General features: G+C 65.3%; 16 protein-coding genes. 11 read left to right on the forward strand and 5 right to left on the reverse strand.

Going from position 1 to position 15076, the window contains the following annotated elements:
• Positions 1-6: 6 nt before the first annotated feature.
• On the reverse strand, positions 7-720 hold the full coding sequence (gene rph, locus D6B98_RS10350) for a ribonuclease PH (RefSeq protein WP_126256905.1): 714 nt from the start codon (positions 718-720) through the stop codon (positions 7-9).
• Positions 721-888: 168 nt separating this feature from the next.
• Here rph and hrcA point away from each other — a divergent pair, with 168 nt between their 5' ends.
• A complete protein-coding gene (gene hrcA, locus D6B98_RS10355) occupies positions 889-1977 on the forward strand; it encodes a heat-inducible transcriptional repressor HrcA (protein ID WP_126256906.1) in 1089 nt (362 codons plus the stop codon).
• Between the two features lie 96 nt (positions 1978-2073).
• Entirely contained in the window at positions 2074-2694 is a 621-nt protein-coding gene (gene grpE, locus D6B98_RS10360; RefSeq protein WP_126256907.1) for a nucleotide exchange factor GrpE, read from the forward strand.
• A 148-nt stretch (positions 2695-2842) separates the two neighbouring features.
• Here grpE and pncA read toward each other — a convergent pair whose 3' ends face one another.
• Together pncA and D6B98_RS10370 are read right to left on the reverse strand one after the other, a co-directional pair.
• Positions 2843-3565 carry a bifunctional nicotinamidase/pyrazinamidase gene (gene pncA, locus D6B98_RS10365; protein WP_126256908.1) on the reverse strand — a complete coding sequence of 241 codons (723 nt, stop codon included), beginning with the start codon at positions 3563-3565 and terminating at the stop codon, positions 2843-2845.
• A gap of 288 nt (positions 3566-3853) precedes the next feature.
• A complete protein-coding gene (locus tag D6B98_RS10370; protein WP_164718513.1) occupies positions 3854-4795 on the reverse strand; it encodes a hypothetical protein in 942 nt (313 codons plus the stop codon).
• Between the two features lie 392 nt (positions 4796-5187).
• On the opposite strand from D6B98_RS10370, the gene dnaK reads away from it, so the two are divergent.
• The 8 genes from dnaK to D6B98_RS10415 all read left to right on the forward strand — a co-directional run bounded on the left by dnaK (position 5188) and on the right by D6B98_RS10415 (position 12618).
• Positions 5188-7089, forward strand: a complete 1902-nt coding sequence (dnaK, locus tag D6B98_RS10375) for a molecular chaperone DnaK (RefSeq protein WP_028133546.1) — start codon at positions 5188-5190, stop codon at positions 7087-7089.
• 247 nt (positions 7090-7336) lie between these two features.
• Positions 7337-8464 carry a molecular chaperone DnaJ gene (dnaJ, locus tag D6B98_RS10385; RefSeq protein ID WP_126256910.1) on the forward strand — a complete coding sequence of 376 codons (1128 nt, stop codon included), beginning with the start codon at positions 7337-7339 and terminating at the stop codon, positions 8462-8464.
• An 88-nt stretch (positions 8465-8552) separates the two neighbouring features.
• A complete protein-coding gene (locus D6B98_RS10390; protein ID WP_126256911.1) occupies positions 8553-9152 on the forward strand; it encodes a class I SAM-dependent methyltransferase in 600 nt (199 codons plus the stop codon).
• A 57-nt stretch (positions 9153-9209) separates the two neighbouring features.
• The gene (locus D6B98_RS10395; RefSeq protein WP_126256912.1) at positions 9210-9788 is read left to right on the forward strand and encodes an NADPH-dependent FMN reductase; all 579 of its coding nucleotides are present in this window, start codon (positions 9210-9212) and stop codon (positions 9786-9788) included.
• A gap of 6 nt (positions 9789-9794) precedes the next feature.
• Positions 9795-10508, forward strand: coding sequence for an orotidine-5'-phosphate decarboxylase (pyrF, locus tag D6B98_RS10400; protein WP_126256913.1), 714 nt, complete (start codon positions 9795-9797; stop codon positions 10506-10508).
• 79 nt (positions 10509-10587) lie between these two features.
• A complete protein-coding gene (locus tag D6B98_RS10405) occupies positions 10588-10899 on the forward strand; it encodes a DUF1330 domain-containing protein (protein ID WP_126256914.1) in 312 nt (103 codons plus the stop codon).
• Positions 10900-11158: 259 nt separating this feature from the next.
• On the forward strand, positions 11159-11974 hold the full coding sequence (dapB, locus tag D6B98_RS10410) for a 4-hydroxy-tetrahydrodipicolinate reductase (RefSeq protein ID WP_126256915.1): 816 nt from the start codon (positions 11159-11161) through the stop codon (positions 11972-11974).
• 20 nt (positions 11975-11994) lie between these two features.
• Entirely contained in the window at positions 11995-12618 is a 624-nt protein-coding gene (locus D6B98_RS10415) for a 2,3-bisphosphoglycerate-dependent phosphoglycerate mutase (protein WP_126256916.1), read from the forward strand.
• 154 nt (positions 12619-12772) lie between these two features.
• Here the strand turns inward: D6B98_RS10415 and D6B98_RS10420 are convergent, their stop codons facing one another.
• Together D6B98_RS10420 and D6B98_RS10425 are read right to left on the reverse strand one after the other, a co-directional pair.
• The gene (locus tag D6B98_RS10420) at positions 12773-13669 is read right to left on the reverse strand and encodes a methylated-DNA--[protein]-cysteine S-methyltransferase (protein ID WP_126256917.1); all 897 of its coding nucleotides are present in this window, start codon (positions 13667-13669) and stop codon (positions 12773-12775) included.
• Positions 13670-13724: 55 nt separating this feature from the next.
• The gene (locus tag D6B98_RS10425; RefSeq protein ID WP_126256918.1) at positions 13725-14255 is read right to left on the reverse strand and encodes a DUF2244 domain-containing protein; all 531 of its coding nucleotides are present in this window, start codon (positions 14253-14255) and stop codon (positions 13725-13727) included.
• Positions 14256-14277: 22 nt separating this feature from the next.
• On the opposite strand from D6B98_RS10425, the gene nth reads away from it, so the two are divergent.
• Positions 14278-15075 carry an endonuclease III gene (gene nth, locus D6B98_RS10430; protein ID WP_126256919.1) on the forward strand — a complete coding sequence of 266 codons (798 nt, stop codon included), beginning with the start codon at positions 14278-14280 and terminating at the stop codon, positions 15073-15075.
• The last annotated feature ends 1 nt before the right edge of the window (position 15076 follow it).

Below are 15076 nucleotides of genomic sequence, written 5' to 3' on the forward strand. Positions count from 1 at the left end.
TATTGACTACGCCACAGCCAGTTTCTGCAAGTCCACGAGACGCGCAACGCCCTTGCGGGCCAGCGCCATCAGCGCCAGGAACTCGCCTTCCGTGAACGGTTCGCGTTCCGCCGTGCCCTGCACCTCGATGATGCGGCCGTCGCCGGTCATGACGAAATTGGCGTCGGTCTGGGCTTCCGAATCCTCGGCATAATCGAGATCGAGCACCGGCGTACCGTTGTAGATGCCGCAGGAGATCGCGGCGACGTTGTCGCGCATGACGTTGGCCTTGATCATGTTGCGCGCCTTCATCCAGTTGACGCAATCGGCAAGTGCGACCCAGGCGCCGGTGATCGAGGCCGTGCGGGTGCCGCCGTCGGCCTGCAGCACGTCGCAATCGACCGTGATCTGGCGCTCGCCGAGCGCCTCGAGGTCGACGATGGTGCGCAGCGAGCGGCCGATCAGGCGCTGGATCTCGACGGTGCGGCCGCTCTGCTTGCCCGCGGCGGCCTCGCGGCGGGTGCGTTCCGAGGTGGCGCGTGGCAGCATGCCGTATTCGGCGGTGACCCAGCCGCGGCCCTGGCCCTTCAGCCACGGCGGTAGGCGGTCTTCCAGCGTGGCGGTAACCAGCACATGGGTGTCGCCGAACTTCACCAGGCAGGAGCCTTCCGCATATTTGACCACGCCGCGCTCCAGCGTCACGGGGCGCAATTCGTCGGGCGCACGGCGGCTTGGCCGCATTGGGAAATCCTCCAAAACTCACGGGAAAGGCTGTTGGCGGTGCTTGTAGGTGGGGCGAAGGTGGGCGGCAAGGGCTTATTCGGCCCCTGATTCCGCGCCGGCGAACGCCACGCTTGTCAGAAGCGCCCCGGATAGACAAATTATGAGGATCTGAGAGGAGTTACCGCTGTGGCCCATCACGATCCGATCCATCTGATCGCGCCGCGCGCAGGCCTCGCCCAGCTCAACGAGCGTTCCCGCGACATCTTTCGTCAAATTGTCGAAAGTTATCTCGCGACCGGTGAGCCCGTGGGTTCGCGCAATATCTCGCGCCTGATCGCGATGCCGCTGTCGCCGGCCTCGGTCCGCAACGTCATGGCCGATCTGGAACAGCTCGGCCTGATCTATGCACCCCATACCTCGGCCGGCCGGCTGCCGACGGAACTCGGCCTGCGTTTCTTCGTCGATGCCTTGATGCAGGTCGGCGACCTCAACGAGGCCGAACGGCAGTCGATCCAGAGCCAGCTCACGTCCGTAGGCCAGGCGCACTCGGTCGAGGCGGCGCTGGACCAGGCGCTGACGCGGCTATCCGGATTGACCCGCGCCGCGGCGGTGGTGCTGACGCCAAAATCCAATGCGCGGCTCAAGCACATCGAATTCGTCCGCCTGGAACCGGAGAAAGCGCTGGTCATCCTCGTCGGCGAGGACGGCCAGGTCGAGAATCGCGTTCTGACGCTGCCCCCTGGAGTTCCCTCCTCGGCGATCACCGAGGCCGGCAATTTCCTCAACGCGCGAATCCGCGGCCGAACCCTGGCCGAGGCGCGGCTCGAGCTCGAGACGGCGCTGGGCGAGGCCCGCGCCGAGCTCGATCAGCTCGCACAGAAGGTGATCTCTGCCGGCATCGCCAGCTGGTCCGGCGGCGAGAACGAGGACCGCCAGCTCATCGTGCGCGGCCACGCCAATCTGCTCGAAGATCTGCACGCGCTGGAGGATCTGGAGCGGGTGCGCCTGTTGTTCGACGATCTCGAGACCAAGCGCGGCGTGATCGATCTGCTCGGCCGGGCCGAGACGGCCGAGGGCGTGCGCATCTTCATCGGCAGCGAGAACAAGCTGTTCTCGCTGTCGGGGTCCTCCACCATCATCGCGCCCTATCGGGATGCCGCCGGCCACATCGTCGGTGTCCTCGGCGTGATCGGTCCGACGCGGCTGAATTATGCCCGCGTGATCCCGACCGTGGATTATGCCGCCCGCATCGTCAGCCGCCTCTTGGGGGGCTGACCGGCGTCTGCTTCCGATCACGGGCGCTTGATTTTCGCTGCTCAAAGCACGATATCCGGGCCAACAATCCCTGGAAACGAGTTCGAGATTTAGCCGATGACCGATCATGACCGGCAACCCGAAGACGCGGCCGCGCCGACTGGCGAGCCCGTGGTGTCAAAGCCCTACATCATGCCCGACGATCCCGAGCCCGGCTCGGTCGAGACCTTGCAAAAGGAAGTCGCCGAGGCGCGCGATCGCATGCTGCGGACGCTGGCCGAGATGGAGAATCTGCGCAAGCGCACCACCAAGGAAGTCGCTGACGCCCGCCTCTACGGCATCACCGGCTTTGCCCGCGACGTGCTCGACATCGCCGACAATCTTCAGCGCGCGCTCGATGCCGTTCCGGCCGAGGCGCGTGCCACCGCCGATCCCGGCCTGACCTCGCTGATCGAGGGCGTCGAGCTCACCGAGCGCGCGCTGCATAGCGCGCTGGAAAAGCATGGCGTGAAGAAGCTCGATCCGCAGGGCCAGAAGTTCGACCCGAACTTCCACCAGGCGATGTACGAAGTGCCTGATCCGTCGGTGCCGTCGGGCACCGTGGTCCAGATCATGCAGGCCGGCTACACCATCGGCGACCGCGTGCTGCGGCCGGCTTTGGTCGGCGTCGCCAAGGGCGGCGCGAAGCCAGCGCCTGCGGCGAACAACAACAACGAATCGAGCAGCGCGGCCAATTGAGTTTCAACCCTCATGGTGAGGAGCCGCGCTCTTGCGCGGCGTCTCGAACCATGAAGGCCAGGGCGCCGCAGCGGGGGCCTTCATCCTTCGAGACGCGCGCGAAGTAGCGCGCTCCTCAGGATGAGGGTCTTGCAGTGTTGTGCGTCGCTTACGCACCCGCCGCGATATCCGCAGACTGGATCCTCTTCACGCCGGCCTTGGCCATATCGGCCCAGGCCTTGGCGAGCGAACCCTGGGTGTCGATGCCGCGGCAGGCGTCTTCCACCACATAGACCTCGAAGCCGGCCTTGCGCGCGTCGAGCGCCGTCCAGGCAACGCAGAAATCTGTCGCAAGCCCTGCGACGAAGACGCGCTTGATCTTGCGTCCCTTCAAATATCCGGCAAGGCCCGTCGAGGTCTTGCCGTCGGCTTCGAGGAAGGCCGAATAGCTGTCGACGTTCTTGTGAAAACCCTTGCGGATGATGAGCTCGGCGTGCGGGATCGCAAGGTCCTTGGACAGCGCCGCGCCGTCGGTGCCCTGCACGCAATGATCAGGCCACAGCACCTGTTTGCCGTAGGGAAGGTCGACGGTATCGAACGGCTTCTTGCCCGAGTGGACTGAGGCAAACGAAACGTGGCCCGGCGTGTGCCAGTCCTGCGTCATCACCACGTTCGCGAACGCCTTCGAGATCTTGTTGATGACCGGCACCACCTGTTCGCCTTCCTTCACCGCGAGGCTGCCGCCAGGCAGGAAGCAGTTCTGCACGTCGATTACGAGCAGCGCGGAGGCGTCATCCGGCTTGATGGATGTCGCTGCGAGCAACGCGCTCGGCGCGAGGGTCGCCAGCGCCGTCGTTCCAAGCATTTCCAAAACCTGCCGCCGATCCAGCATCATTCGCCTCCCTTGGGATGATCCAATAGGGGAAGCCTAGTTCCGTTCGTACACGAACAGAAGCCCGAAAATGCGGCCGGTACTGGTGAGCGGCTAAGCGCTCGCCACGCGCTTGGTGCACCTCTCCCGCGTTGCGGAAGAGGTCGGCGCGTCCGGGCGATGCGAAGCATCGTCCCGCGCGCCGGGTGAGGGTTCTATCCTCCGGGTGATTGTCCCTTTGCGGAGACACCCTCTCCCCAGCCCTCCCCCGCAAGCGGGGGAGGGAGCGCATCTCGTTCGCAGACGCAGCTACCCCTTCGGCTGAATCCCGTCGCGCACGGCGCGGAAGCGGGTGAAGGCGGCCTGCCACTGGTCGCGCGGGGCGCTGGCGATGATGCGCAGCGAAGCGCCGCCGCTCGAGAAGCGGATCCACTGCACCACGGTCACCGGCGTCTTGTCCTTGCCGCTGACGCCGTCGATCCGGGTTTCGAAGCCTTGCTGGCCGTTGATGCGGATCGGCTCCGACATGGTGACGCGGGATTCGCGCACGCCGGGGATCTGCAGCGCGGCCTCCTGGGCGAACCGGGCGCGGTCGTCGGCAGCTTGCGGGGTGGCGCCGATCAGGCCGAGGATCATGAACGGCTTCGCTTCATAGCCTGCGCTCTCATTGCCGTCGGCGAGGATAATGCTGGAGCCCGGCGCGAGGGTGCGGACGTCCTTGAAGTCGGCGAGATCGGTGATCTTGAACGGCATCAGCGCGATCTGCTCCTCGGCTGAGACCTGCTTGCGGGTGGTGGCGGTCGCGAACATCTGCCGCACCGCCTCGTCGGTGTAGATCTTGGTCGCATTCTCCGGGACCTGCACCGCGACATAGCCGGAGAAGCCGGCGCCCGGCACGATCATCGAATAGCGCTTCACCGGGGTGTCGCCGGCCTTGCCGCTCTCGGTGGTGAAATAGGCAAGGCCCGCGGGGGTCTCGACCTTGTCCTGCTTGACGCCGTTCGCTCCGGCCGGATTGGAATTGAAGGCGCTCACGACCTCGCCATAGGCGGCCGGCGGCAGCTCGGTGACCAGCACCTTGACGCTGCCGTCCTCGCTTTCGAAGCCCGGAAAGGTCTTGGCCGTGCTGAGACCGACCAGCGGCACCATGCCGAGGCGCAAGCCGGGCGGAAACACGGCGTCGGCGGCGAGGGCCGGGAGCGCCGAGGCGGCGAGAAGGGCGAGCGCGGCGAGGGGGCGGATCAGCTTCATGGGCACTCTGATTGGTTCACATTGAGGCCGTTCGATGGTCGGCCACCGGGCCGCTTTGTCGCGCGAAGCGGCTGTGGCGGCTGCCCGGCCGGTCCGCCTTTTAGCGGGTTTGGGCTTGCGGCAACAGGGCGGACGGGCTTGCGGTAGGGGGCTTGCCGAAGCCCGAACCTGTTAATAATTCCTCACCCGCAAGTGCGGTGAAGCCCGAATATGTTCTTCCAAAACCCGACGTTTTAGCCGCAGAAACGTAGCTTCGGTCCTTGCGGGCCCCTCCCCCCCTCCTATATGAGCCTCAATCATCGCAATATCGCGGATGTTTGATCTTAGGGGGTTTCGGTTTGGGTGCCTTCTGGGCCCAGCCAACCTGCCGCAAAAAGAAGGATATCAGGACCATGGGAAAGGTCATTGGGATCGACCTCGGCACCACGAATTCGTGCGTCGCCGTGATGGATGGCAAAAACGCCAAAGTCATCGAGAATTCCGAAGGCATGCGCACGACGCCCTCGATCGTCGCCGTCACGGACGACGGTGAGCGTCTCGTCGGCCAGCCGGCCAAGCGCCAGGCCGTCACCAATCCCGAGCGCACCTTCTTCGCAGTGAAGCGCCTCATCGGCCGCCGCTACGACGACCCGATGGTCGAGAAGGACAAGAAGCTCGTCCCCTACAAGATCGTGAAGGCTTCCAACGGCGACGCCTGGGTCGAGGCCGACGGCCAGACCTACTCGCCCTCGCAGGTCTCGGCGTTCATCCTGCAGAAGATGAAGGAGACCGCGGAAGCCCATCTCGGCCAGAAGGTCGACCAGGCCGTCATCACCGTTCCCGCCTACTTCAACGACGCCCAGCGCCAGGCGACCAAGGACGCCGGCAAGATCGCGGGCCTCGAAGTGCTGCGCATCATCAACGAGCCGACTGCGGCCGCGCTCGCCTACGGCCTCGACAAGACCAAGGCCGGCACGATCGCCGTCTACGACCTCGGCGGCGGCACGTTCGATATCTCCATTCTCGAAATCGGCGACGGCGTGTTCGAGGTGAAGTCGACCAACGGCGACACCTTCCTCGGCGGCGAAGACTTCGACATGCGCCTGGTCGGCTATCTCGCCGACGAATTCCAGAAGGAGCAGGGCATCAACCTGCGCAACGACAAGCTCGCGTTGCAGCGCCTGAAGGAGGCCGCTGAAAAGGCCAAGATCGAGCTGTCCTCGACGACGCAGACCGAGATCAACCTGCCGTTCATCACCGCGGACCAGACCGGTCCGAAGCATCTGACGATGAAGCTCACCCGCGCCAAGTTCGAGGCGCTGGTCGACGATCTCGTGCAGAAGACCGTCGAGCCCTGCCGCAAGGCGCTGAAGGATGCCGGCGTGACCGCCGGTGAGATCGGCGAAGTCGTGCTGGTCGGCGGCATGTCGCGCATGCCGAAGGTCCAGGAAGTCGTCAAGCAGCTGTTCGGCAAGGAGCCGCACAAGGGTGTCAACCCGGACGAGGTCGTGGCGATCGGCGCTGCGATCCAGGCCGGCGTGCTCCAGGGCGACGTCAAGGACGTGCTGCTGCTCGACGTGACCCCGCTGTCGCTGGGCATCGAGACGCTGGGCGGCGTGTTCACCCGCATTATCGACCGCAACACCACGATCCCGACCAAGAAGAGCCAGGTGTTCTCGACCGCCGAGGACAACCAGAACGCGGTCACCATCCGCGTCTTCCAGGGCGAGCGTGAAATGGCGGCGGACAACAAGATGCTCGGTCAGTTCGACCTGATGGGCATTCCGCCGGCTCCGCGCGGCATGCCGCAGATCGAGGTGACCTTCGACATCGACGCCAACGGCATCGTCAACGTCTCGGCCAAGGACAAGGCCACCGGCAAGGAGCAGCAGATCCGCATCCAGGCCTCCGGCGGTCTGTCGGAAGCCGACATCGAGAAGATGGTCAAGGACGCCGAGGCCAATGCCGAGGCGGACAAGAAGCGCCGCGAGGCCGTCACCGCCAAGAACGAGGCCGATGGCCTGGTGCATTCGACCGAGAAGGCGCTGGCCGAGCACGGCTCGAAGGTGGCCGAGAGCGAGCGCCGCGCCATCGAGGACGCCGTCAGCGACCTCAAGGAAGCGCTGAAGGGCGACGACGCCGAGGCGATCAAGGCCAAGACCAACACGCTGGCCCAGGCTTCGATGAAGCTCGGCGAGGCCATGTACAAGCAGCAGGCCGAGGCCGACGCCAAGAAGGACGCGGCCAAGGACGACGTCGTCGACGCGGAATTCACCGAGGTCGACGACGACAAGAACAACAAGAAGTCCGCTTAAGCCCGAGAGGGTGATGATGCGGGCGACTTGGACCCCACGCGCACCAACGGCCTCCTCCCTCGCGGGGGAGGCCACGGTGTCGGGCTCTGCGGGACCGATACCCGCAACGATCGATCAATTCCCAGCCGTTATGCTGAACGCCGCCGTGCCGGCTTCCGCCGCGAGGCGGAAGGGCGCTGATGTCGTCGCGCAGCGGCGGCATCGTTTCGCTCCGACTTGATTCGCGATTGGATAGACCGAGCTCATCATGTCCACGTCCACCAAGCGCTGCTATTACGAGACTCTCGAAGTCGACCGTGACGCTGACGAATCCAAGCTGAAATCGTCGTTCCGCAAGCTGGCGATGAAGTTTCACCCCGACCGCAATCCCGGGGACGACACCAGCGAAATCAAGTTCAAGGAAATCAACGAGGCCTACGAGGTCCTGAAAGACAAGGACAAGCGCGCCGCCTATGACCGTTACGGCCATGCCGCTTTCGAGCAGGGCGGCGGCGGCGCAGGGTTCGGCGCGGGCTTCGCCTCCTCTTTCTCCGATATTTTCGAAGACCTGTTCGGCATGGCCGGGCAGCGCGGCCGCGGCGGTCGCGAGCGCGGCGCCGACCTGCGCTACAACATGGAAATCACGCTCGAGGAAGCCTTTGGCGGCAAGACCGCGCAGATCGAGATTCCGGTTTCGGTCACCTGCGAGGCCTGCTCGGGCATCGGCGCCAAGGCCGGAACCAAGCCGAAGACCTGTTCGACCTGTGGCGGTGCCGGCCGCGTGCGGCAGTCGCAGGGCTTCTTCACGCTGGAGCGGACCTGTCCGGGCTGCCAGGGCCGTGGCCAGATGATCGAAGATGCCTGCCCGTCCTGCTCGGGCCAGGGTCGCGTCACCCGCGAACGCACCTTGTCGGTCAACATCCCCCCGGGGGTCGAGGACGGCACCAGGATCAGGCTTGCCGGCGAAGGCGAGGCCGGGATCCGCGGCGGCCCGCCCGGCGACCTCTACATCTTCCTGTCGCTGGCCCAGCACCAATTCTTCCAGCGCGACGGTGCCGATCTGCATTGCCGTGTGCCGATCTCGATGGTGACGGCCGCCCTCGGCGGCGAGTTCGAGGTGCCGACCATCGACAAGGCCAAGGCCAAGGTGAAGGTGCCGGCCGGGACCCAGTCCAACCGTCGATTCCGCATTGCATCAAAAGGCATGCCGGTGCTGCGGTCGCGCCAGATGGGCGACATGTACGTTCAGGTCGTGGTCGAGACGCCGCAGAACCTCACCAAGAAGCAGCAGGAATTACTGGCCGAGTTCGAAAAGCTGTCCTCCGGCAACACCCAGCCGGAATCAGAGGGCTTCTTCGCCAAGGTCAAGGATTTCTTCGGCAATCGGGCGAGTTGACCCGGCTTGACCGTATCGTCTTCGGCCTATACGTCTTTATGACCATTTTCTGACACGCCGCGGTCCTGCGGTCCCGTCCGGTCCAGACATGCCCTTGCCATCGTCCGCGCGTGCGTTGAAGAAGCCTCGTCTCGACGACGAGGTGCGCTTTCTCAGATCATGGATCGAAAAGCCGCTGCACATGGGCGCAGTGATGCCGTCGGGCAAGCTGCTGGCCCGGACCATGGCCCATTACGTCGATGTCGATTCGGACGCGCCCGTGGTCGAGCTCGGGCCCGGTACCGGTGCCATCACCTCCGCCCTGATCGAGCGCGGAATCGACCAGAAGCGCCTCGTTCTCGTCGAATATAATCCCGGCTTCTGCGCGCTGCTGCGTGACCGCTATCCGCACGCCAAGGTGGTGCAGGGCGATGCCTATCGCCTGCGCGACACGCTCTGGAACGTGCTGGGCGCGCCGGCCTCCGCCGTCGTCTCCGGCCTGCCGCTCGTGACAAAACCGATGCTGACTCGGCTGCGGCTGATCCGCGACGCCTTCACGGCGCTGGCGCCCGGCGCGCCGTTCATCCAGTTCACCTATGCGGTGGTGCCGCCGATCCCGAAATCGCTGCCCGGCGTGTCCACAGAGGCTTCGGAACGGATCTGGATGAACCTTCCGCCGGCCCGCGTCTGGGTGTATCGCAAGGACTAATTCCGCCGGCTTCCTTCTCTGCGCGGCGGACCGGTTTCGCCGAACGTATGGAAGCGGATGTCCGCACCCAAGATCCTGATCATTCCCGGCTCGCTGCGTACCGGCTCGCACAATGCGAAGCTGGCGGCGGTCATAGCCTATGAATTCGCCCGGGCCGGCGTCGACGTCACCCGCATCTCGCTCGCCGATTTCCCGCTGCCGATCTACGACGGCGATCTCCAGGCCAAATCCGGCGTGCCCAAGCACGCGATCAATCTCAAGCGCATGATCGGCGCGCATCATGGCGTGCTGTTCGTCACGCCCGAATACAACGCCTCGGTGCCGCCGCTGCTCAAGAACGCGATCGACTGGGTCAGCCGTGTGCACGAGCTGCACGAGGCGCGCGGCGAGGTGTTCCGCAACCGTGCCTTCGCGCTCGCCGGAGCCTCGCAGAGCCGGCTCGGTGCGGCGCGCGCGCTGCAGGCGCTCAGGCTGATCCTGACCTCCTGCCACGCCAATGTGATTGCCAGCCAGCTCACGCTCGCCTTTGCCGATCAGGCTTATGACGATATGGACAGGCTCAAGAACGAGGGCGATATCGCCGCGTTGAAGGAGCTGGTCGCGCAATTGATCGACATTTCCCAACGCATGATGTGAGGTGACATGACGCCAGCCGAGATCGCCCCGAAGGACCGCCTGATCGTCGCGCTCGATCTACCCAGCGTCGATGCCGCGGAGGCCATCATCAACCGTCTCGGCGACAGCGTCACCTTCTACAAGATCGGCTATCGGCTCGCTTATGCCGGCGGGTTGCCGCTGGTCGGCAAGCTCGCCGACAAAGGCAAGAAGGTCTTTCTCGATCTCAAGCTGCACGACATCGGCAACACCGTGATGCAGGGCGTCGAGAGCATCAGCAGGCTCGGCGCCACCTTCCTGACCGTGCACGCCTATCCGCAGACCATGAAGGGCGCGGTCGAAGGCCGCGGCAATTCGAGCCTGAAGATTCTCGCCGTCACGGTGCTGACCTCCTACAACGAGGACGACCTGCACGCGGCGGGCTATCGGCTCGGCGTCTCCGAGCTGGTCGAGGCGCGCGCGCAGCAGGCGCAGGTGCTTGGCATCGACGGTCTGGTGTCCTCGCCGGAGGAAGCTGGTGCTCTGCGCAAGATCGTCGGCCACCAGATGCACCTCGTCACGCCGGGCATCCGACCGGCAGGTTCGGCAACCGGCGACCAGAAGCGCATCATGACGCCGGGCCGCGCGATCGCCGCCGGCGCCGATTACCTCGTCGTCGGACGTCCGATCGTGGAAGCCGCCGATCCAAAGGCCGTCGCAGACGCCATTCAGGCCGAGATTGCGCAGGCGCTTGGAGCATGATCCGGAAAAAGTGTGAAGCGGTTTTCCGATCAGATCATGCTCAAATAGAAATTACCCCAACAACACAGGGAGAGAATCAATGGCAAAGGGCTACTGGATCGGGCGCGTCGACGTGAACAGTGACGAGGGCTATAAGCCCTACGCCGTCGCCAACGGTCCGATCTTCAAGAAATGGGGCGGCCGCTTCGTCGTCCGTGCGGGCAAGTTCACCACCGTCGAAGGCGCCAGCCGCACCCGCAACGTCGTGATCGAATTCCCGGACTACGAGACCGCGCTCGCCTGCTACAACTCGCCGGAATACCAGGCCAACATCAAGGTGCGCCAGCCGCACTCGGTCGCCGATCTCATCATCATCGAGGGCTATGACGGCCCGCAGCCGCAGGACGGCTGAGGCGCCCTCTCGTCTTACCCTCCCCTGGAGGGGGAGGGTCGGCACGTAATCGAGCGAAGCGAGATTGCGTGACGGGGTGGGGTGATCTCTCCACTCGGGCACTGTTCGTCGCGGAGGTACCGTCACCCCACCCCGCTCGCGCTGCGCGCGATCGACCCTCCCCCTCCAGGGGAGGGTAAGAGCGCATTCGTCCCCCCGATCCCCCTCGGTTGCCGGAACTGCCTCCCCCCGCTACAACGGCGGCGAAGAGGATCACACCATGTCCGACATGCGCTTGATTGTTGCTGGGGCCGGCGGCCGGATGGGCCGCGCGCTGGTGCGGGCGATTGCCGAGAGCAAAGGCGCGGTGCTGGCGGGCGCGCTGGAGGCCCCCGGCTCGGAGCTGCTCGGCAAGGATGCCGGCGTGCTCGCCGGCCTGCCGGCCAACGAGATCAAGCTCTCGGCCGATCTCTGGGCGATGTCGAAGGAGGCCGACGGGATCCTCGACTTCACCGTCCCGGCCGCGACCATCGCCAATGTCGCGATCGCGGCCGAGCGGGGAATCGTCCATGTGGTCGGCACCACCGGGCTCTCGATGTCCGACAACGCCGTGATCAAGAGCGTCACCAACCGCGCCATCGTGGTGCAGTCGGGCAATATGAGCCTCGGCGTCAACCTGCTTGCCGCCGTGGTCAAGCGCGTCGCCAAGGCGCTCGACCAGAATTTTGACATCGAGATCGTCGAGACCCATCACCGCATGAAGGTCGATGCACCCTCGGGCACCGCGCTGATGCTGGGCCAGGCCGCGGCGGCCGGACGCGGCGTCACCCTCGACGACCATTCCGAGCGTGGCCGCGACGGCATCACCGGCGCGCGCAGGCCGGGCAATATCGGCTTTGCCTCGTTGCGCGGCGGCACCGTCGCCGGCGACCACAGCGTGACTTTCCTCGGCCCGTTCGAGCGCCTGACGCTGTCGCATCAGGCTGAGGACCGCATGCTGTTCGCCCACGGCGCGCTCAAGGCGGCGCTATGGGCGCATGGCAAGGCGCCGGGGCACTACTCCATGGCCGACGTGCTCGGCCTGTCCGACATCTGAACAACACGGAAAAGCAGTCAATGAGCGAACGTCTTCTCGTGCTCGTGCGCCACGGCCAGAGCGAATGGAATCTGAAGAACCTGTTCACCGGCTGGAAGGATCCCGATCTCACCGAGCTCGGCGTTAAGGAAGCCACGGAAGCCGGCCGCAAGCTGAAGGCACAGGGCCTCGTGTTCGACGTGGCCTTCACCTCGGTGCTCACGCGCGCGCAACATACGCTCGACATCATCCTCGGTGAGCTCGGCCAAGAAGGCTTGCCGACCTCGAAGAACCTCGCGCTGAACGAGCGCGATTATGGCGATCTCTCCGGCCTCAACAAGGACGACGCCCGCAAGAAATGGGGCGAGGAGCAGGTGCTGATCTGGCGCCGCTCCTACGACGTGCCGCCGCCCGGCGGCGAAAGCCTGAAGGACACGCTGGCGCGCGCGCTGCCGTACTACGTGCAGGAGATTCTGCCCGGCGTGCTCAACGGCAAGCGCACGCTGGTCGCCGCCCACGGCAATTCGCTGCGCGCGCTGATCATGGTGCTGGAAAAGCTCTCGCCCGAAGGCATCCTGAAGCGCGAACTCGCCACCGGCGTGCCGATCATCTACCGCCTCAATGCGGATTCGACCGTAGCCTCGAAGCTGGATCTGGCGGGTTAGACTCGCGGCAAACGCGGTGCCGTAGGGCGGGCAAAGCGACTTGTCCGCCATAGCTCGAAGAGCGACGGCGGAAGCGTGCCCACGTTGCGTCAGTGGTTCGAGAAAGATCGTGGGCACGGCGCTATGCGCCTTTGCCCACCCTACGGCATCTCGGCTACTGCATCCCCAGCTGTCCGGCTTCCCAGCCGAGCATCGCCTGCTTGCGGGTGATGCCCCAATGATAGCCGGTGAGGGTGCCGCTCTTGCCGAGCGCGCGGTGGCAGGGCACGACGAACGAGACCGGGTTCTTGCCGACCGCCGCGCCGACGGCGCGCGAGGCCTTCGGGCTGTTGATGTTGCAGGCGATGTCGGAATAGGACACCGCGCGGCCCATCGGGATTTTCAGCAGCGTCTCCCACACCCGCACCTCGAAATCGGTGCCGATCATCACCACGCGCAGCGGCTGGTCCGGCCGCCACAGCCTGGTGTCGAAGATGCGCGCAGCCAGCGGCGCCGTGCCCTCGTGGTCTTCGACATAGGTGGCGTTCGGCCAGCGCCGCGTCATGTCGGCGAGCGCGACCTTCTCCTCGCCGTGGTCGGCGAAGGCAAGCCCTGACAAGCCGCGATCGGTCGCAATCACGATCGCGGTGCCGAACGGGGAGGGATGAAAGCCGTAGCGCAAGGTGAGGCCGGCGCCGCCGTTCTTCCATTCGCCCGGCGACATCGCTTCGTGCGTGACGAAGAGATCGTGCAGCCTCCCCGGGCCCGACAGGCCGGAATCGAGCGCGGCGTCGAGAATGCTCGCGGAGTCCCGCAGCAGGCCCTTGGCGTGGTCGAGCGTCAGCGCCTGCATGAAGGCCTTTGGCGTGATCGAGGCCCAGCGGCGGAACAGATGATGCAGCTCATCCGGGGTGACGCCGGCCGCGTCGGCCATCGCCTCGATGGTCGGCTGCGCGCGCCAGTTCGCCGAGATGAAGGCGATCGCCCGGCGCACCGAATCATAGTCGCGCAGCGCGGCGTTCTGGGGGCCCGGCTTGGTCAGGCGCTGGTCGTGTATGGCGAGTGTCATCATGACCGGAAATGTAGGAGAGGGGCGGCTGGGAAACCACCCGATTTCCGATGCGACATCAGCTGATCGGATTGTAGGTCGGCCCCCGCTTGGCGGCATTGAGCGCCTCAACCAAGCCTTTGTAAAAGCTTGCTTTTTCCTCCGGCCCCAGGAACCTCGCGATCTGGATCTGGCGGCCGCGCGAGATCAGATAGAGGTGCTCGATGCCAAAGTCCTCGTCGACCTCCATGTCGAGCCGGACCCAGAGCGGATTGAACGTCCATTCGGCGACCTGGCCGCGATGGCTGATGCGTCTCACGCGCAGTTCGGAGGCGGTGACCGTAATCTCCTCGCGGGCTCGGGCGGTGCGGAAATTGGCCTTGAAGGCCCACCACACCACGAGCACGTCGAGGCCGAAGAAGCCGAGCACCGGCCAGGCGCCCTTGATCAGGAAGGCGAGACCCGTGGCAAAGCTGACCACGCTCAGGAACAGCATCACGGCGAGGAAGCCGGTGCGGTTCAGCGAGCGGTGCGGCGTCAGCAGCGCGGAGAAGATCTGCACTTCGCGCTGTTCGGGATCGCCGCGCTCAATTTCGTTGCCTGCGCTCATCGTCCGTCAGTATATCCCGATCATGGCGAAAATCACCCGCAAGCCGGCGCCGCGCAAAGCGCCCGTGCCGAACAAGAAGGCAAAGGCTGTCGTTGCGAAGCCCAGGCCCGTCAAGACCAAGCCCCTCAAGACACCGGCTCCGGCGAAAAAATCGCTCAAGGCCACCAAGCCCAATTTCTCAAGACCTTGGACGCCGGCCGAGGTCTACGACGCCTTCAGCCGCTTCCACAAAGCCAATCCGGAACCGAAAGGGGAGCTCGAGCACGTCAATCCGTTCACGCTGCTGGTTGCCGTGGTGCTGTCGGCGCAGGCGACCGATGCGGGCGTCAACAAGGCCACGCGCGCCTTGTTCGAGGTCGCCGACACCCCGCAGAAGATGCTCGACCTCGGCGAGGAGCGCTTGCGCGACTACATCAAGACCATCGGCCTCTACCGAACCAAGGCGAGGAACGTGATCGCGTTGTCGGCAAAGCTGCTCAGCGAGTTCGGCGGCGAGGTGCCGCGCACGCGCGCCGGGATCGAGTCGCTGCCCGGCGCCGGCCGCAAGACCGCCAACGTCGTGCTCAACATGGCCTTCGGCGAGCACACCATGGCGGTCGACACGCACGTCTTCCGCGTCGGCAACCGCACGGGGCTGGCGCCCGGCAAGACGCCGCTGGAGGTCGAGCTTGGTCTGGAAAAGGTGATCCCGGCCGCGTTCATGCTGCACGCGCATCATTGGTTGATCTTGCACGGCCGTTACACGTGCCTCGCACGCAAGCCGCGCTGCGAGGTCTGCCTGATCAACGATCTCTGCCGGTGGCCGGAGAAGACGGTCTGAG

Source organism: Bradyrhizobium sp. LVM 105, from assembly GCF_003957705.1.
GTDB classification, from domain to species: Bacteria; Pseudomonadota; Alphaproteobacteria; order Rhizobiales; family Xanthobacteraceae; genus Bradyrhizobium; species Bradyrhizobium frederickii.